This window comes from Mesorhizobium sp. WSM4832, assembly GCF_055811115.1.
The window spans coordinates 181,074-198,073 of the sequence record NZ_JBVVQH010000002.1 but is presented as its reverse complement, the minus strand read 5'-3'; the positions used below and the strand labels follow the sequence as shown (position 1 = coordinate 198,073).

The 17,000-nt window shown below is 64.1% G+C and carries 21 protein-coding genes; 9 read left to right on the top strand and 12 right to left on the bottom strand.

All coding sequences use genetic code 11. The annotated features are described in order from the left end of the window. Positions 1-88: 88 nt before the first annotated feature. On the bottom strand, positions 89-451 hold the full coding sequence (locus AC0L2L_RS04030; RefSeq protein ID WP_473576347.1) for a YybH family protein: 363 nt from the start codon (positions 449-451) through the stop codon (positions 89-91). A gap of 198 nt (positions 452-649) precedes the next feature. On the opposite strand from AC0L2L_RS04030, the gene AC0L2L_RS04025 reads away from it, so the two are divergent. Both AC0L2L_RS04025 and AC0L2L_RS04020 read left to right on the top strand, forming a co-directional pair. Continuing rightward, entirely contained in the window at positions 650-1,381 is a 732-nt protein-coding gene (locus AC0L2L_RS04025; RefSeq protein WP_473576346.1) for a tellurite resistance TerB family protein, read from the top strand. A gap of 226 nt (positions 1,382-1,607) precedes the next feature. After that, positions 1,608-2,369 (top strand): SDR family oxidoreductase, encoded by a 762-nt coding sequence (locus AC0L2L_RS04020; protein WP_473576345.1) that lies wholly within the window; start codon positions 1,608-1,610, stop codon positions 2,367-2,369. A 4-nt stretch (positions 2,370-2,373) separates the two neighbouring features. Here the strand turns inward: AC0L2L_RS04020 and AC0L2L_RS04015 are convergent, their stop codons facing one another. Then, positions 2,374-3,558: a pyridoxal phosphate-dependent aminotransferase gene (locus AC0L2L_RS04015; RefSeq protein ID WP_473576344.1), complete on the bottom strand. Its 1,185-nt coding sequence runs from the start codon at positions 3,556-3,558 to the stop codon at positions 2,374-2,376. Between the two features lie 100 nt (positions 3,559-3,658). Here AC0L2L_RS04015 and AC0L2L_RS04010 point away from each other — a divergent pair, with 100 nt between their 5' ends. The 4 genes from AC0L2L_RS04010 (at position 3,659) to denD (ending at position 6,640) form a co-directional block, all read left to right on the top strand. Next, the gene (locus AC0L2L_RS04010) at positions 3,659-4,345 is read left to right on the top strand and encodes a GNAT family N-acetyltransferase (protein ID WP_473576641.1); all 687 of its coding nucleotides are present in this window, start codon (positions 3,659-3,661) and stop codon (positions 4,343-4,345) included. 67 nt (positions 4,346-4,412) lie between these two features. Next, entirely contained in the window at positions 4,413-5,408 is a 996-nt protein-coding gene (locus AC0L2L_RS04005; RefSeq protein ID WP_473576343.1) for a cation diffusion facilitator family transporter, read from the top strand. 51 nt (positions 5,409-5,459) lie between these two features. Continuing rightward, the gene (locus tag AC0L2L_RS04000; protein WP_473576342.1) at positions 5,460-5,666 is read left to right on the top strand and encodes a hypothetical protein; all 207 of its coding nucleotides are present in this window, start codon (positions 5,460-5,462) and stop codon (positions 5,664-5,666) included. Between the two features lie 2 nt (positions 5,667-5,668). After that, positions 5,669-6,640, top strand: a complete 972-nt coding sequence (gene denD / locus AC0L2L_RS03995; RefSeq protein WP_473576341.1) for a D-erythronate dehydrogenase — start codon at positions 5,669-5,671, stop codon at positions 6,638-6,640. A 151-nt stretch (positions 6,641-6,791) separates the two neighbouring features. Here denD and AC0L2L_RS03990 read toward each other — a convergent pair whose 3' ends face one another. The 4 genes from AC0L2L_RS03990 to AC0L2L_RS03975 all read right to left on the bottom strand — a co-directional run bounded on the left by AC0L2L_RS03990 (position 6,792) and on the right by AC0L2L_RS03975 (position 10,808). Continuing rightward, positions 6,792-7,955 carry a nickel/cobalt transporter gene (locus tag AC0L2L_RS03990; RefSeq protein WP_473576340.1) on the bottom strand — a complete coding sequence of 388 codons (1,164 nt, stop codon included), beginning with the start codon at positions 7,953-7,955 and terminating at the stop codon, positions 6,792-6,794. Between the two features lie 6 nt (positions 7,956-7,961). After that, positions 7,962-8,630, bottom strand: a complete 669-nt coding sequence (locus tag AC0L2L_RS03985; protein WP_473576639.1) for a DUF1007 family protein — start codon at positions 8,628-8,630, stop codon at positions 7,962-7,964. 79 nt (positions 8,631-8,709) lie between these two features. Beyond that, positions 8,710-9,609: a LysR family transcriptional regulator gene (locus AC0L2L_RS03980; RefSeq protein ID WP_473576339.1), complete on the bottom strand. Its 900-nt coding sequence runs from the start codon at positions 9,607-9,609 to the stop codon at positions 8,710-8,712. Positions 9,610-9,611: 2 nt separating this feature from the next. Then, on the bottom strand, positions 9,612-10,808 hold the full coding sequence (locus AC0L2L_RS03975) for an amidase (protein ID WP_473576338.1): 1,197 nt from the start codon (positions 10,806-10,808) through the stop codon (positions 9,612-9,614). A gap of 541 nt (positions 10,809-11,349) precedes the next feature. On the opposite strand from AC0L2L_RS03975, the gene odc2 reads away from it, so the two are divergent. Together odc2 and AC0L2L_RS03965 are read left to right on the top strand one after the other, a co-directional pair. Continuing rightward, complete coding sequence (gene odc2 / locus AC0L2L_RS03970; RefSeq protein ID WP_473576337.1) at positions 11,350-12,483, top strand: ornithine/lysine decarboxylase; 1,134 nt, start codon at positions 11,350-11,352, stop codon at positions 12,481-12,483. A 104-nt stretch (positions 12,484-12,587) separates the two neighbouring features. Continuing rightward, entirely contained in the window at positions 12,588-13,178 is a 591-nt protein-coding gene (locus AC0L2L_RS03965) for a GNAT family N-acetyltransferase (protein ID WP_473576336.1), read from the top strand. A gap of 72 nt (positions 13,179-13,250) precedes the next feature. Here the strand turns inward: AC0L2L_RS03965 and AC0L2L_RS03960 are convergent, their stop codons facing one another. From AC0L2L_RS03960 to AC0L2L_RS03940, 5 genes are all read right to left on the bottom strand, one after another. Next, a complete protein-coding gene (locus tag AC0L2L_RS03960) occupies positions 13,251-13,535 on the bottom strand; it encodes an SCP2 sterol-binding domain-containing protein (RefSeq protein WP_027165149.1) in 285 nt (94 codons plus the stop codon). A 245-nt stretch (positions 13,536-13,780) separates the two neighbouring features. After that, positions 13,781-14,302 carry a hypothetical protein gene (locus AC0L2L_RS03955; RefSeq protein ID WP_473576335.1) on the bottom strand — a complete coding sequence of 174 codons (522 nt, stop codon included), beginning with the start codon at positions 14,300-14,302 and terminating at the stop codon, positions 13,781-13,783. A gap of 30 nt (positions 14,303-14,332) precedes the next feature. Then, positions 14,333-14,752, bottom strand: coding sequence for a hypothetical protein (locus AC0L2L_RS03950; protein WP_473576334.1), 420 nt, complete (start codon positions 14,750-14,752; stop codon positions 14,333-14,335). An 8-nt stretch (positions 14,753-14,760) separates the two neighbouring features. Beyond that, positions 14,761-15,330, bottom strand: a complete 570-nt coding sequence (locus AC0L2L_RS03945) for a rod-binding protein (RefSeq protein WP_473576333.1) — start codon at positions 15,328-15,330, stop codon at positions 14,761-14,763. 424 nt (positions 15,331-15,754) lie between these two features. Continuing rightward, the gene (locus AC0L2L_RS03940) at positions 15,755-15,952 is read right to left on the bottom strand and encodes a hypothetical protein (RefSeq protein WP_473576332.1); all 198 of its coding nucleotides are present in this window, start codon (positions 15,950-15,952) and stop codon (positions 15,755-15,757) included. 145 nt (positions 15,953-16,097) lie between these two features. Between AC0L2L_RS03940 and AC0L2L_RS03935 the strand changes: the two genes are divergently transcribed. After that, positions 16,098-16,430 (top strand): hypothetical protein, encoded by a 333-nt coding sequence (locus AC0L2L_RS03935; RefSeq protein WP_473576331.1) that lies wholly within the window; start codon positions 16,098-16,100, stop codon positions 16,428-16,430. Between the two features lie 182 nt (positions 16,431-16,612). On the opposite strand, the gene AC0L2L_RS03930 is transcribed toward AC0L2L_RS03935, so the two are convergent. Next, positions 16,613-16,996 carry a hypothetical protein gene (locus AC0L2L_RS03930; protein WP_473576330.1) on the bottom strand — a complete coding sequence of 128 codons (384 nt, stop codon included), beginning with the start codon at positions 16,994-16,996 and terminating at the stop codon, positions 16,613-16,615. Positions 16,997-17,000: the final 4 nt, after the last annotated feature.

The following is a 17,000-nucleotide window of genomic DNA, read 5'->3' as shown; positions in this document are numbered from 1 at the left end:
TGAAACGGATTCAGGCGACGCGCTTTTAAGTCTTTGTTTGATGCATGTCGTTGTCCCAGAACCGCGGCACACTTTTGGGCGACATGCATCAGAACGTCACCGAATAGCGGTCGATCGCCCAGAGCCACGTTCCGTCGCGCTGACGACGAGCGACCTCGCTGGTGATGCTGCCGTCGGGCAGTCTCGTCGACGTCAGCGCCAGGTCGCCATTGACGAGGGCGGGGCGCTGCTCGCCGCGCTGGAACTTGCGACCGGCGGCGATGCCCTGCTCGAAGAGCGCACGGATGGCATGCCGGCCACGAACCGGCTCATCACCGCCGCTGTCGACGACGGCGTCGGGCTCGAACAACGCCAGCATGCCCTCGATGTCGCCTGCCCATTGCCGATCGATCAGCAAGCGCTCCAGATCCTGCGGATCGCGCGCCGGCGCGCGGTTTTCTGCATTCGTCATCCGATCGCTCCTTTCCGAAATTGCCGCGATCCTACTCGAAGCATTCAACTGTTTCGACACACGAGGACCCGCCCCGACAGCGGGCATCGTGCGGGCGAAATGTCCGCCCGTCATTGTAATGCCAAAGCGCGGGGCCTACCTCTTGCCGGTCCGAAACCTTGCCCGGCCGCATTCCGCCGGGCCAATCTGGAGGCACTGATGCTCGACCCCAAGAAGCTGCTCGACGACCTTCTCGGCTCGCAAATTCCCGGCACGGGATCGACCGTCCGCGACAAGGCGGGGCAAGCGGTGCAGATGGCCAAGGACAATCCGCTCGCCGCTGGCGCGCTGGCCGCCGTGCTGCTCGGCACCGGCACTGGCCGGCAGGTGACGGGAACAGCCATCAAGCTCGGCGGCCTGGCCGCGATCGGCGGCCTCGCCTACAAGGCCTATCAGAACTACAAGGCGGGCAAAGAGCCGGCGCAGGCGCCGGCGTCCGGCGAACCTGAGTTGCTGCCGCCGCCGGCCGATACCGCTTTCGATCCCTCGCAGGCGCCGCAAGGCGAGGCCGAGTTCACGCTGACGCTGGTCAGGGCAATGATCTCAGCGGCGAAGGCTGACGGCCATGTCGACGATGACGAGCGCAAGAAGATCGCCGACAAGCTCAAGCTCGCCGGCATCGGCGCCGAAGCCGAGAAATTCCTGATGGCCGAGCTTGAAAGCCCGCTCGATCTCGACACGCTTGTCGCCGGCGCCAAGACCGATGCGCAGAAGCTGGAACTCTACACCGCCTCGCGGCTGACCATCGATCCCAACACGCGCGCCGAACGCGGCTATCTCGACCTGCTTGCCGGCCGGCTCGGCCTGCCGGACGCCCTGGTCGATCATGTCGAGGCGACGGTTTCGGCGGCAAAGGCGCCAGCCGGCGGCGCGCCCGGTTCGCCCTGGTAAGCAACAGGGTTAGCGGGCTTGATTGGCGTTCATCCCTCGTTAACCGAGCAAGCGCATCATTCTAACCAGTCGGACCGGCTTTTCCTCCTCCCAAGCGCGGTTCAGATCGGGGCGGTCGCCAATGACCGCCCTTTTTGTTGGCCTCTTTTTATCGCAAACAGCTGCTTGAAATGATCCCCGCCATTTGCGATGCCACGTCTTTCCATCCGTGACCGGGAGGACGGCGATGACCGCCATAGCAGAGAAGACCGCCATCGTTACCGGGGCCGGCACCGGCATCGGCAAGAGCGTCGCGACAGCGCTGCTCAAGGCGGGCTGGAACACCGTGTTCTGCGGCCGCCGCAAGAAGGTGCTGCAAGATGCGATCGCGGACGCCGGGAAGACGCAAGCCAAGGCATTGGCCGTCGCCTGCGACATCAGCAAGGCCACAGAAGTCGATGATATGTTCGAGACCGTGCTCGAGGCCTTCGGCCGCGTCGACCTGCTCTTCAACAATGCCGGCATGGGTTACAAGTCGACCCTGATCGACGAGATCCCGGTCGAGGTCTGGAACGACGTCGTCGGCGTCAATCTCACCGGCTCGTTCCTGTGCGCCCGCGCAGCCTTCGGAGCCATGCGCCGGCAAAAGCCGATGGGTGGCCGCATCATCAACAACGGCTCCGTGTCGGCCTATGCGCCGCGTCCCGGCTCCGCGCCTTATACGGCGACCAAGCACGCGATCACCGGGCTCACCAGGACGCTGGCGCTCGACGGCCGGCCCTTCGACATTGCGTGTGGTCAGATCGACATCGGCAACGCGCTGACCGAGATGGTGCAGCCGACGACGGTCGGCGTGCCCCAGGCCAATGGCTCGATCGCCGCCGAGGCGGTGATGGATGTGCAGCGCGTCGCCGACGCGGTGCTGCATATGGCTAGCCTGCCGCTCGACGCCAATGTGCTGTTCATGACCGTGATGGCGACGAAGATGCCGTTTGTCGGCAGGGGCTGAAGCTTTACTTCTTCAGGAACGCCTCGATCCGCTCCAGCGCGCGCAGGATGTTTTCCTCGGAATTGGCGTAGGAGAGCCGGATATAGCCTTCGCCGAGCACGCCGAAATCGGGGCCGCCGATCAGCGCCACGCCGGCGTCCTCCAGCAGGGTCGACGCAAGCTTCTTGGCCTTCCAGCCGGTCTTCGACACGTTGGGGAAGGCATAGAATGCGCCCTTCGGCGTGATGCACGAAATGCCGGGAAGCGCGTTCAGCCCCTCGACCACGATCTTGCGGCGGTTGTCGAAGGCGCGCATCATCTTCTCGACATCGTCCTGCGGGCCGTCGATCGCGGCGATGCCGGCGAACTGGCTCGGCGCGTTGACGCAGGACCAGCAGTTCACCGCCAGCTTGCGCACCTTGTCGTAGAGATGGGCGCCCTTTTCGCCGTTTGGCCAGATCGACCAGCCCATGCGCCAGCCGGTCATCGCCCAGGTCTTCGACCAGCCGTTGAGCACGATCAGCCGGTCGCGGATTTCGGGGAAATTGAGCAGCGAGAAATGCGTCTCGCCGTCATAGGTCATGACGTCGTAGATCTCGTCGGACATGATGGCGACGTGCGGGTGCTTCTCCAGCCCCTTGACCAGCTTCTCGATCTCGGCGCGGGGCGTCACGCCGCCGGTCGGATTGGCGGGCGAGTTGAGGATCAGGAGCCTGGTCTTCGGCGTGATCAGGGCCAGCGTCTCGTCGGCCGAGAAGGCAAAGCCGTTTTTTTCGCGGATCGGCACCGGCACCGGAGTGGCGCCGGTGAACTCGATCATCGAGCGGTAGATCGGAAAGCCGGGATCGGGATAGAGGATATCCGCGCCGGGCTCGCCGAACATCAGGATCGCTGCGAACATCGTCGGCTTGCCGCCGGGCAGGATCATCACGTTTTCCGGCGACACCTCGACGCCGGTGGTGGTCAGCGTGCGGCGCACGACGGCCTCGCGGGTGGCTAAAAGGCCGTTGGCCGGCGTGTAGCCGTGATGGCCGTCGCGCAGCGCCTTGATCGCCGCCTCGACGATGTGCTGCGGCGTCTTGAAGTCAGGCTGGCCGATGCCGAGATTGATGATATCGCGGCCCTGATGGGCAAGCGCGGTGGCCCTGGCCAGCACCGCGAAGGCATTTTCCTCGCCGAGCCGGTCGAAGGCCGCGATCGTGTGGAGCATTTTTCCCGTCCCTGTGGTTCTTTCTGTGAGCGAGCGTTTTTGTGAGCGTCCGCCAGGAAATGTCAAACGGATTGGAGTTCCCGTGCCAGAAAATATTGGGGTGTCGGAAAATCTCAAGAATTGGCAGCCGCGTCCGCGTCCGGAACGCAAGGTGATCGAGGGGCGCACGGTCAGGCTCGAACCGCTGAGCGCGGCCAAGCATGGCGACGGCCTCTACGAGGCCTCCTCGGTTTCGGATGCCGGCGGACGTTTCGCCTGGCTGCCCGACTACCCGCCGGAAACCCGCGCCGCCTTCCAGCCGTGGCTGGACAGAGCCGAAGCGAGCGAGGATCCGCTGTTCTTCACCGTCATCGACAAGGCGAGCGGCAAGATCGCCGGGCGCCAGACGCTGATGCGCATCGACGCCAACAACGGCGTCGGCGAAATCGGCAACATCTATTGGGGGCCGCTGATCTCACGCAAGCCGGCCGCGACCGAGGCGCAGTTCCTGTTCGCGAAATATCTCTTCGACGACCTAGGCTACCGCCGCTACGAGTGGAAATGCAACAACCGCAACGAACCGTCGAAGCGCGCCGCCGAGCGCTTCGGCTTCAGGTTCGAAGGCATTTTCCGCCAGCATCTTGTGGTAAAGGGCGAAAACCGCGATACGGCGTGGTATTCGATCATCGACAAGGAATGGCCGGCCTTGCGCAAAGCCTATGAGGCCTGGCTCGATCCGGCGAATTTTGATGGCGAAGGCCGCCAGAAGCGGCGGCTGGAGGATTTTCGCGCCGACTTTGGCGCGTAAACCATGATCCCGAAAAGCGGGAAACCCGTTTTCGGAAAAGATCATGGTCGGTGACAGGAGTTTGGCGATGGCGCACGACCACGGTTCGCATGATCACGGCTCGGCCGCTCATAGCCATGGACCCGGCCACGTGCATGGCTCGACCGACAAGAAGCGGGTGCTGATCGCCACTTGCCTGACCGCCGGCTTCATGGTCGCCGAGGCGCTGGGCGGCTGGCTGACCGGATCGCTGGCGCTGGTCGCCGATGCCGGGCACATGCTGGCCGATGCGATCGCGCTCGGCCTTGCATGGTATGCCTACCATCTGACGGGGCGTCCGGCCACCGGCCGTCTCACCTATGGCTTCGCCCGCGTGAAGACGCTGGTCGCCTACACCAACGGCATCGCCATCTTCGTCATCGCGCTCTGGATCGTCTACGAAGCCTGGGGGCGGCTGATGGCACCTGCGCCCGTGCTCGGCGGGCCGATGCTGGTGGTGGCGGTCGCGGGCCTGCTGGTCAACATCGCTTCCTTCTTCGTGCTGCATGGCGGCGACCGGGAAAGCCTCAACATGCGCGGCGCCATCCTGCATGTGCTGGGCGACCTGCTGGGCTCCGCCGCGGCCATCGTCGCTGCCGTCATCATCATCGCCACGGGATGGACGCCGATCGATCCGATCCTGTCGGTGCTGGTGTCGCTGCTCATCCTGTCGACGGCATGGTCGCTGATGCGCGAGGCCGCGCATGTGCTGCTCGAAGGCGTGCCGGCAAGCCTCGACCGCGACCTGATCGCCAAGGATATCGAAGGCGCCGTCAAAGGCGTGCGCGAGGTGCACCACATGCATGTCTGGTCGCTCGACGGTACCTCCAACATGGCGACGCTGCACGCCTGCCTGAACGACGGCGTCGACGCCCATGTGGCGGTGAGCGCCATCAAGAAGCGGCTTGCGGTCAAGCACGGCATCGAGCATGCCACGGTCGAACCGGAATTCGGCCAATGCGCAGACAGCCATAACGAGCACGACCACCATCATGATCACGACCACGCGCACGGCGCGCCCGCCGACCGCCGGCACTATCACTGAGCGCGCCGTGATGACGAAGCCGGACAGCCTCGAAACGAGGAACGCCCGCTGATGGATCGTGACACCCGAAATTCGGCGACCGCCGCTGCCGTGATACTGCTCCTGTTCGGTCTCGCCGCCTATTTCCTGCCGACCATCATGCTGGCCGCGGGCAAGATATCGACGGTCCTGGCGGCCGCCATCGCCGTGATCTTCATGGTCGGGCTGTTCGTGGTTCTTTGGCTGCGCGGACGCAGTCAGCGCAAGAAGGGTCTTTGAAGATGAGAATTCTGATTACGGGTGCCGCAGGCATGGTGGGCCGCAAGCTTATCGCGCGGCTGGCCAAGGACGGCGCCTTGCGTGGGCGTAAAATAACGGCGCTCGACCTGCATGACATCGTGGCGCCTCAGCCGCCGGCGCTCGCGGGCGTCGATGTCTCGATCCATACCGGCGATCTTTCCGCGCCCGGCGCGATGGCGGCTCTCGTGGCTTCCCGCCCGGACGTGATCTTCCATCTCGCCGGCATCGTGTCGGGCGAGGCGGAGGCCAATTTCGATCTCGGCTACCGGGTCAATCTCGACGGCACGCGCGCGCTGTTCGACGCGGTGCGGCTGGCGGCGTTTGCGCCGCGGCTTGTCTTCACCTCGTCGATCGCCGTGTTCGGCGCGCCGTTTCCGGACGTCATCCCGGACGAATTCCATCCGACGCCGCTCACCTCATACGGCACGCAGAAGCAGATGAGCGAGGCGCTGCTTGCTGACTATACCAGGCGCGGTTTCTTCGACGGCATCGGCATCCGGCTGCCCACCATCTGCGTGCGTCCGGGCAAGCCGAACAAGGCCGCGTCAAGCTTCTTTTCCGGCATCATCCGCGAGCCCTTGAGCGGCCAGGAGGCGATCCTGCCGGTGCCGCGCTCGGTGCTGCACACCCATGCCAGTCCGCGCTCGGCGGTCAATTTCCTGGTCCATGCGGCTGAAATCGACGGCGCCGCCGTCGGCCCGCGCCGCAACCTGACCATGCCTGGCGTCGCCGTCACTGTCGGCGAGCAGATCGAGGCGCTGGAGCGCATTGCCGGCGCCGAGGTCGCGAAGCGGATCCGCGAGCAGCCCGACGAGACCGTATGGGCGATCGTCAAGGGCTGGCCGACGCGGTTCGAGGCAAGGCGGGCGAGGGAGCTGGGTTTTGTCGCCGAAAGTAGCTTCGACGAAATCATTCAGGCTCATATCGAGGATGAGCTGGCTTCCCGATTTTGACAGACGAAGGTACCGTGGCGCCGCGTTCCTTCGCGCACCTCTCTGTCCGGCAGGACAGAGAGGTGCGCTGTTCGGGATTTCCGCGGTGCAACGCTCCGATGTTACGTCGCGTCGCTCCTTGGTCTGCGCGAGGATGACGAAGAGATGCCGTTTAAGCGCCGCCCGTCAGGCCGGCCGACAGAAGCAGCAGGCCGACCAGGAAGATGAAGGCAGCGCCGCCGATCTCGACGATCGAGTGGATGCGGTTGCCGAGCCGCCCGTCGCCGGCGAAATAGACCGCCCAGTTCTTGGCCATCACCGCGAGCGTCGCCAGGGCCGAGACGGTGATCGCGGTGCCGACCGACATCGCTAGCACCGACAGCAGCCCGCCCACCCACAAGCCGTTGAGCAGCGCGAAGCTCAGCACGATCAACGCGCCGGAGCAGGGGCGGATGCCGACAGCTGCCACCGCAGACCAGGCGGTCTTCCAGTCGAAGCGGTCGCCCGACAGCATTGCCGGGTCCGGCGCATGCGAATGGCCGCAGGTCTCGCAGACTTCTCCCGGGCCATGGTCGTGATGGGCATGATCATGATCATGCGCGGCGTGCTCGTGACGGTGTGCATCACCATGATCGTGGCTGTGCGCATGCGAATGGTCCTGGTCATGATGCGCGTGCAACGCATGCGCGGCGTGCGCATGCGCGTGGGAGTGGCTTGCATGCCCGCCATGCGAATGGCCCGCATGGGCGGCCGACAGGCTGTAAGCTGGCGTTCTGCCGAACAGGCGCAGGATCGACGGACCGAGCTTGCGCCAGAGCAGCCAGGCGCCGAACAGCGTCACCAGCGCATAGCTCGCGATTTCCAGGAACCAGGCCGCGTCGGTCATCGAGATCGCGGTGCCGCGCAGCACGAAATAGGCAAGCATCATGACGACCACCGCCGTCAGGCCCTGCAGCAGCGCCGAGACGAAGGACAGCATGATGCCGCGCCTGAGCGCCACTTCGTTGGCAACCATGTAAGAGGAGATCACCGCCTTGCCGTGGCCGGGCCCGGCGGCGTGGAAGATGCCGTAGGCGAAGGACAGCCCGATCAGCAGCCACAGCTTGCTGCCGTCCTGGCGCATCGCCTTCATGGCGGCGGCCAGCGAATGGTAGAATTCCTGCTGCCGAAGATTGATCCACATCAGGATGTGGGCGAACGGGCCCGTGGTGCTCGGCGCCATGCCGTCATTGGTGCCGATGCCAAGCGAGCTTTGCGCATGCGCAACGACAGGCAGATGGGTCATCACCAGTGTGGCGGCCGCGAGGCCGAGCGCCAAGCGCAGCGATGGTTTCATCACCGGTTATCCTTCTGGCGGGCAGTTCAGTTCGAGCTTAGTGGCGAAGATCTTACTCATGTTGGTGCCCGTCGGATCGTTGAAGAACGCCTCCGTCAGGGTCTTCTGGTTTTCCTTGATCGCCTCGTCCGGGTCCGGACGAACAACCTTCTTGGTGCAGGTCACGGGCAGGCCTTCGACGGTAAGGTTGGCGTCGTCGGTGAAGTCGATCGCCGTATAGAAGGTCGGATCGTAGACGCCGATGTCGATCTTGCCCGTGAGCTTGATCGGCGCCTTCGGCTGCGACTCGAACAGGATGATCAGCTGGTCGTTGTCGAAGTTCGCCATCAGATGCGGCGGCGGGACCATGGGCACGTCCTTGCCGTCTTGGGTGACGAGCTGGAAGTAGTTGAATTCGGCCAGCGAGGAATGGACCGTGTCGGCCACTTCCTTGAGTTCTTTGTCGTCAAGTTTCAGATCGGAGTTTTTATCGAACTCCATCATCACTGTACTCGAAAACAGGTCGTCGAAGCGCCAAAGGTGGCGCAGCGCCGTCACACTTTGGTGATCCTCGCTGAGGATCACATCGAGGCGGGCTTCGGCGAAGACGTGGGGATGCACCTCGGCCGGCTCGACCGCGGCTAGTGTCGCCGCAAAGGCCGAAGCCAGCATGGTTGCTTGCCGTTTCAGGTGCATTCCGGGCCGCGATTCCATCGACTTCGGGGGGTGAAACCCGAGAGTTAACATAAAGGGGGCGAAATTGGGACGCGGGTTATCACACTGCGTCGCGCGTCTTGAACCAGTGCACCAGGAAATCGACGAAGACGCGGACCTTGGCGGGCAGGTAGCGCCGGTGCGGATAGACGGCGAAGATGCCGGTACCCGACAGGATGCGATCGTCGAGCGCGGTGACCAGCCTGCCGGACGCGACGTCGGGCGCGGCGATGAAATCCGGCAGCATGGCAAAGCCCAGGCCGGAGACCGCGGCTACCCTTGCCACGATCGGACTGTTGACCTCGATCGGGCCCGAGACGGCGACGCTCACGGTCTCCTCGCCTTCACCCTTGAAGCGCCAGTTGGCCAGCGAGCGGCCATTGGTGTCGACGATGCAGGGCATGTTGGCGAGGTCCTGCGGACGCGTCGGCGCGCCATGTTTGGCGATCAGCTCCGGCGACGCGCAAAGCCTGACCGAGAACGGCGCCAGCCGCCTGGCGATCAGCGAGGAGTTTTCCAGCCGTGAGATGCGCACAGCAAGGTCGAAACCTTCCTCGACAAGGTCGACGAACCGGTCGTCGAGATGGATGTCGAGCACGATGTCGGGGTGCTGCTTGGCGAAGTCGACCAGTGACTGACCGATCGGCGCATCGGCAAAGGTGCGGGCGGCCGACAGCTTGATCCTGCCGCGAACGTCGCCGGAGGACTGGCGCACCGCCTCGGCGAGGCTGTCGACCTCGCGCACGATTTCGGAAGCGCGCTGATAATAGGTGTGGCCGGCTTCGGTCAGCGAGAACTGGCGCGTGGTGCGGTTCAGAAGCAGCGCGCCGAGCTCGTCCTCGAGCTCGCGCACATATTTCGACAGCAGCGCCTTGGAGCGGCCGATCTTGCGCGCCGCGGCCGAAAAGCCTTCCGCCTCGACCACGTCGATGAAGGCGCGCATGCGGGTCAATGTGTCCATGGTCAGACCTTTCGTGCCGCGTCGAGAATCTTGCGGCCGAGCCGTATCAGGGCAACGTCGCTGCCGGAAGGGCCGAGCAGCGACAGGCCGAAAGGCGCGCCGTCGACGGAGCCGATCGGCAGCGTGATCTGCGGGAAACCGGACAGGCCGGAAAGGCACAACAGGTGCAGCGCCCTTTCGCGGTAGGCCTGGAACTGTTCCGGCGTGCTCGAAGCGAGCGGTGCTGCTCCAGGAACGGTAGGCAGGACGAGGAAGCCGTTGTCGCCGAGCAGGGCGCCGAGCTCGGCACGGAAAGCCAGCCGTCGCGCCGTCTCGGCGGCGACGGTTCCGGCATCGATCGTGCGGCCGAAGCCAAAGCGTTCCGCGACGCCGGGGCCGAGGCGGCCGCCGGACGATATCCAGGCGCCATGCTCTCGCCAGGCCTCGAAGGCCTGCAAGCGGCGAAAGCACCAGTAAAGCTCATCGGGGAACGAGGCGAACGTATGTTCGGTCTCCGCTGGCCGGCCAATGACGCCGGCGGCCAACGCCTTCATGCGGGCATATTCCGCGGCTTCCGCCGGACCGGTCACGAAGGCGTCCAGCCAGCGGATCGATAGCGGGCGGCTGAGTGGGTGCTGGTACGGATCGCGGCCAAGCAGCAGCTTGCCGACCGCCTCATAGGTCTCGATGCCGTCGGCGAACCAGCCGAAGGTGTCGAAGCTCGACGCCAGCTTCATTGCGCCGTCGAGCGGGATGCGGCCATGGGTGGTTCGCAGACCGATCAGGCCGCAGAAGCTCGCCGGCGCGCGGATCGACCCGCCGGTGTCGGAACCGGTGGCGATGTTCGCCAAGCCGCCGGCAACCGCGGATGCCGAACCCGAGGACGAGCCGCCGGTGACGCGCTCGGGCGCCGCGGGATTTACCGGAAACGGAAAATGCGAATTCTGCCCGAACAGCGAGAAGGCCAACTCGTCGGTCTGCGTCTTGCCGACGAATCGCGCGCCTGCGTCGAGAATCATCTGCACGGGTTCCGCGGTGCGCAAGGCGGTATGCGCTTCCTCGAACTTTTGCGGGTTGCCGCAGCCGGTTCGGTAGCCGGCGACGTCATAGATGTCCTTGACGGCCAGGCGCAGGCCGGCGAGCGGGCCCGATTCCGCATTCGCGACAGGCATTTGGCGCAGATCGAGGAAGGCGTTGAGCGGGCCTTGGGTTCCTGGCATCGTTCGATATCCGGATACGGTGACGCGTACATTGTTCGATGCCAGAAATTTTACAACCTGCGCTTACGATTTTTATTGATTGTGAAACCCTTCGCTCCTATATCGCGCTTGCCCAAAGTCGCACGTGCCTGTGGGTGTCCGCCGATCCTCGAATGGTGAGGGAAATCGGTAAGGTAACTGGAGCCAACCCCTCCAGTCGGTCTAGCGGCCAACCGCCAGCCCGAGGACACCTTGAAGCAACGACGGTGCGGGCCTTTCTGGTTCTCTTCCGGTTGTCCAAAGACCGGGGTTACTAAAGAGGCACACCTTCATTGCCGGCAGTGCGGAGCGGGTTCTCCCAATCCAAGCCAAGGCAGACAAAGCGAACCGAGGCCGGGCAAGGCTGTGGTTCATCGCCGCGAGACGGCGCTTCATGGTTCCGGGGTCTCCACCGGCTGGTTCCATGGATTTCCGTCCCGCCTTTGTCCACCGCGTGTTCGCGAGGCCGACAGCCCGTGTCCGCACCCTTGTGCGCGCCGAAAGGCGTGATGGAGAGACCCCGATGGCCACCCAGCGCATCCTTGACTTTCTCGCCACCCGACGTCCGAACGGCCCCTGCCTCGTCGTCGACCTCGATGTCGTGCGCGACAATTTCCGCGCCTTCGAGAAGGCGTTGCCCGATTCCAAGATCTATTATGCGGTGAAAGCAAATCCGGCGCCGGAGATCCTGCGCCTGCTTGCTGCGATGGGCTCGTCCTTCGACACCGCATCGGTTGCCGAAGTCGAGATGGCGATGGATGCTGGCGCGCCAGCCGATCGCATTTCTTTCGGCAACACCATCAAGAAGGAGCGTGACATCGCACGCGCCTACCAGCTCGGCATCCGCCTGTTCGCGGTGGACTGCGTCGAGGAGGTGGAGAAGATCGCCCGCGCCGCCCCCGGCTCGCGCGTGTTCTGCCGCGTTTTGACCGACGGTGAAGGCGCCGAATGGCCGCTGTCGCGCAAATTCGGCTGCGTTCCGGCGATGGCGGTAGACGTGCTGCGCCATGCCAAGGACCTCGGCCTCGACGCCTATGGCGTGTCGTTCCATGTCGGTTCGCAGCAGACCGACCTGACCGCCTGGGACCGCGCGCTTGGCGACGCCAAGAAGGTATTCGCGACGCTCGCCGAGGAAGGCATCGTCTTGAAGATGGTCAACATGGGCGGTGGCTTCCCGACCCGTTACCTGAAGGACGTGCCGGTCGCCCAGGCCTATGGCCAGGCGATCTTCTCGGCGCTGCGCAAGCATTTCGGCAACGCGCTGCCCGAGACGATCATCGAGCCGGGCCGCGGCATGGTCGGCAATGCCGGCGTCATCAAGTCGGAAGTCGTGCTGATCTCGAAGAAGGCCGACAACGACAATGTGCGCTGGGTGTTCCTCGACATCGGCAAGTTCGGCGGTCTCGCCGAGACCATGGACGAGGCGATCCGCTATCCGCTGGTCACCCGCCATGATGGCTCGGAGACCGCGCCTTGCGTGCTCGCCGGCCCGACCTGCGATTCGGCCGACGTGATGTATGAGAAGACGCCTTATCCGCTGCCCTTGTCGCTGAGCATCGGCGACGAGGTGCTGATCGAGGGCACCGGAGCTTACACGACCACCTATTCGGCGGTCGCTTTCAACGGCTTCGAGCCCCTCCGATCCTACGTGATCTGACCGGTTCGCAAGGACCGCTCAGATCATCCCAGGTGGGCGCGTGTCGCCCGCCCGGGCTCGCTTGTGGAACAGATCTCCGCTCGTGAAGGATCGCGGAAATGGATATGGCAAATTTCATCGTTGACAGTGGCGCGGTCGGAATCTTCCCCCTTGAGGGGGAGATTGCCGGCGCCTTCGTCATCGTTGGCGAAGGCGCAGGCGACGCCGTGGCGCGCGAAACGCTGCTCGACCGGGCCATGGGGCCGAACCGCAGGAAGAAGTCGTCCGAGAAGCTGCGGCGCGGCCGCCGGCCTTCGGAAGGCCTGGCCTTTGTCGCGCGCAACGCGTCGGGCGCGGTCGTGGGCACGGTGCGGCTTTGGGATGTTAGGCTGGGCGAGGGCGGCCCGGCGCTCCTGCTCGGTCCGCTCGCGGTCGAGCCGGGATTGAAGAGCGGCGGCATCGGCTCGGCGCTGATGCGGCATGCGGTCGCCGAAGCGGCGCGGCTCGGCCATGGCGCGATCCTGCTCGTCGGCGACGCGCCCTATTACGGCCGGTTCGGCTTCTCGGCCGACCGCACCGGGACGCTCGCCATGCCTGGCCCCTATGAGCGGCACCGGCTTCTGGCGCTGGAGTTGAAGGACGGCGCGCTGGACGGCGCCAAGGGCACGATCACGGCCGCCGGCCGCAAGATCAAGGCGCTGGGCTTCGTCGCCTGACGGGGTTGATCCGAGAGAATTGTCGATGCGGCGTCACCCTTTTTGGGTCGCGCCGCATCGAGTTTTAAGCGGTCAGCCGAGCAGCTGGCTCAGCGCCATGGCGACCGTCATGTCGCCTTCGACCTTCAGCTTGCCCGACATGAAGGCCATGGTCGGATTGAGGTCGCCGGCAATCAGCGAATCCAGATCGTCGAGCGAGAGCTTGACGGTGCAGTCGGTCGGCGCGTCGGTGGTCGAGACGGTCGCGCCGTCGATGACGATGACGCCGTCGCTGCCGGTGTCGAACTTGACCGAATGCTCGAAGCCCGCGCTTGCCACGCGCGACTTGATCTTGTCGGCAATCTCCTGAACGCCCATGGCGGTTCTCCTCGTTCGTTGCGTTGACGCGCACCGGCTTGTCGAGCCGCTGGGCGAGGTAGGCGCCCCGCGCTGCGCGGTCGCCTGTCACCGGCGCATATAGCTTCGAGTTGACGTTAACGTCAACGCGGTCACCATGCGTCATGTCGCATCACGGGCGAGAGCAGGTCAGCGTTTGACAGAATCGCTGACCTGCTTTCGCTCTTGTCTTTACGCAATCCCGGACGGAAAACCGCTGCGGGCGATCAATGTTCCTGGAAGGGCTTGGTCATCGCCGCCGCTGTGTCGCCGGCATTCTTGCGGCGGCGAAGCGCGTTGTCGCGGATATCGTCCTTGGAGAGGAAGTTGACCTGGTCGATCAGCACCTCGTGCACCAGATCGACGCCGACGCGGGTGTTGATGGTGTCGCGGATCGATTTGCGGAAAGCGTCGAGATCGATCGATTCCTTCTTGGTGAAATCGATCTGCGGGTTGGAGTAGAGATAGGAATAGACCTGGTCGGTCATCAGCGCCTGCGCCGGGATCGACAGCTTCTTTATCTGGTCCGGTTCCACCGTGTAGACGAGCTTGGTGAGGAAGTAGCCCTCGATCCTGCCGTCGCGCAGCAGCGGCACCGAGATCATGTCGGCCTTGACATAGTCGAGGCCGCCCAGCATCGGCTTCGGCGGTTCGCCCACGCCGCGCTGGCCGGCCGCCTGGAAGGAATAAAACACCGCGCCAAGCGTCACGGCGCAAATCCACAGCGCGGCGGCGAGGAATTTTATCACCGGATCTGACCTTGCGCCTTGATCATCTTGTCAGGCCCGCGCCATTCCGAACTCGCCCACCGAATAGGTGCCGTCGGTATCGGCGCGCTGGATGGCGTTCCTCAGGAGTGTGGCGACCTCGTTGACGGCGTTGAGATGGGCGAGGATCGCAGCTTCGTTCTTCGCCAGTTTCTGACGCAGCCGCAGCAGACCTTCGCGATGCTGCTCGAGGAATTCGATCTCGTTGGCGCCCTTCATGGCACGGTTCAGCTCGTAGAGGTACCGGCTCTTGCGCGCGTTGGAGGCCTTGAGGTCATAGGCTGTTCCGCTGCGGATACCGGCGGTCTCCTCGTCCACGACTTCCTCGATGCGGCCGATGATGGCGGCGAGGTTGCCGGGTCGTGCGGCGGCGGGCGCTTCCATTGCGTTGGTCCGCGCCGGAAGATTGGAAAGGTCCGTTTGGTCGGCCATGTAGGTCCCTAGATCTTGATATCCGTTTTTATGGTCGTGTCGTCACCGGTCATCGACCGTGCGGCTTTGCGCTCCAGCTCCTCGAGCATCGACGTCGAACGCATGGTCTGCTGGTCGATCTCGGTTTTCTGCGGCCCGCCGGCAACGGGACCGACCGGCACCTTGTGCTTGCCGTCGAGATAATGGTCGGCCAGCATCGATTTGGCGATGCCGATGCCGCCATGCGCGGCCATGACGTCGGCCACCTTTTCGGCGAGCTGCGATTTCCACATGTCGCCGGCCAGGCCCTTGCCGTAAACGCCCTCGGTGTCCTTGGGCATCATGTTTTGGATGAAGGTCGTCAGCACCATCGCTTCGAAGCGCTGGAACTTCTTGGCCGGATTGGCGGCTTCCGCCTTGTCGGCCGTGGCGCGCGAGAGCACGGAGCCGGCATCGGCCGTGGCGGATGGATCGACGGAGAACGGTGCCGAGGTGCCATTCGCCCTTCTCGCGAGCGCCGCGCGCGCGGCCTCGACATCGGCCGGCTCCGCTGCGCGGGCAACGTCCATGACGATGTCGCTGGGTGGGGAGATGGCCAAGAAAGTCCGCCCTTTGCCGGTTCTGTTATCCGCACAATGACTGAACAAGCTTGTGGCAGGCTTGCGGGAAAAGGGAGGCGGAATGCGGATGTGTGGGTCGGTCGTCTGCTTCGCGCCACGAGGGGTCGTGGCGGAGACTTTGGTGCCGGTTTCATAGGTCTCGGAGATAGCCGGCGGCACAACATGAACGCCAACATGCTGCTCAACTGGCGAGGCGAAGCGCGACAGGGCTGCGGCCCGGCCGGCGGCGGGTAAACGCGCGAGCCGGGCCTGACCGGCGGGGGCACGGAAAAGATACAGGGCGCCGGCTAAAGGCGACTATACGCCCGTTCAGCATCCAGGACGCTTGCACAAGGAGGTATGTCGTACAAGCAATACGTGTATCGCTACGCCCTAGTGAGTAATGGGGGATGAAACTGGCTAATCATCCTCCCAGATAGGCCCGCACTTCCGCGATCCCGCCATGCTCCAGCTGCCATCCGATCGACCATAGGCCGCTGTCGTCAAACATTTCCAAAACTCGCAACCGTTCTTCGTCGTCGGGGTATTGCCTTTTCAGAAGTGCGTTGACCGCCTCCACGTTCCCGCGCCGGTATGCCTGGATGTAAATGTCATCAGCCATTTCAAACACCTCATACGTAATGGCTCGATGCTGCCTCTGTCCCGGCCCAACTCAAATCAGCTATTCGGGCAGCCGGCTTACCACTTGATGAGGAGCCCCACTGCGCACGCCTGGCGGCGCCCCTTATGTCGTTTGGAACCAAGGGGTGCTGGCGGCAGTTTTGCTCATGATGAATTCCGCAGAGCGCTGGGCGGACGACGCAATTGGGATTGGGGTTTACCGGATGATAGAAAACGGAGCGGCGGACCCCGCTCAAGTCGCGCTTTTAGCAAAGGCGGTGATCGAGTTCTGCACCAGCCACCAGATCGTTCGCATCGATCATCGCGAGCAGGTGGCGGGCAAAGTGATGAGCCTGTTCGGTCGAGGCGTCACCGATCCCGATCAGATTTTGATTGCCCTTGAAAAGGATAGTTCAATGTCTCGCCTGCGCCGGCTGACGAAACGGCTGTCGCAATCTGGCAGCCGGAGGAAAATTTGATCCCGTGGAAAAGGAGAGTGCAACGAACCTGCGCCCAAGTCGCATCGGCTAAATGCCGACGTCATTGAATGCTTGGTTGTCTGCTTTGTAGATGACGTACGGGCTAAGCCTAACGAGCGCAATGAGGCGCGAAGCGGCCGTTCACATGGTGTAGTCCGTGAGTCGGGTTATAGGCAGAATTACTACTCTTCGGCCCGCTTTTGCGTGATGAGATCGAGCCGTTCGCGGTCGGAGCGCTCGCGCTCGTCGCGGCGGCGGACGTCCTTGTAGGCGCGCTCGACCATGTTGGTGCGAGCCGTCGCGGTGGCGATCAGCGACGCCTCCTGGCGCGCATCCTCCAGGTTCTGTTTCTGCCGGCCGAGCGCGTCGGTGATGCGGCGATGGTAGAGCGCCGGGAACAGGCCCGCCAGCGAGCCGTCGGTGTCGAAACGGTCGATCAGTTCCTTGGCCTCCGCTTCCGCCCTGGCCGCGGCCGCGAGTAAGCCGGCATGGCGCGTCTCGTGCAGCGCCTTCAGTTGCTCCTGCACCTTGACCAGTTTCTTCAGGCGGTCTTTTCGCGTGGTCATGGCG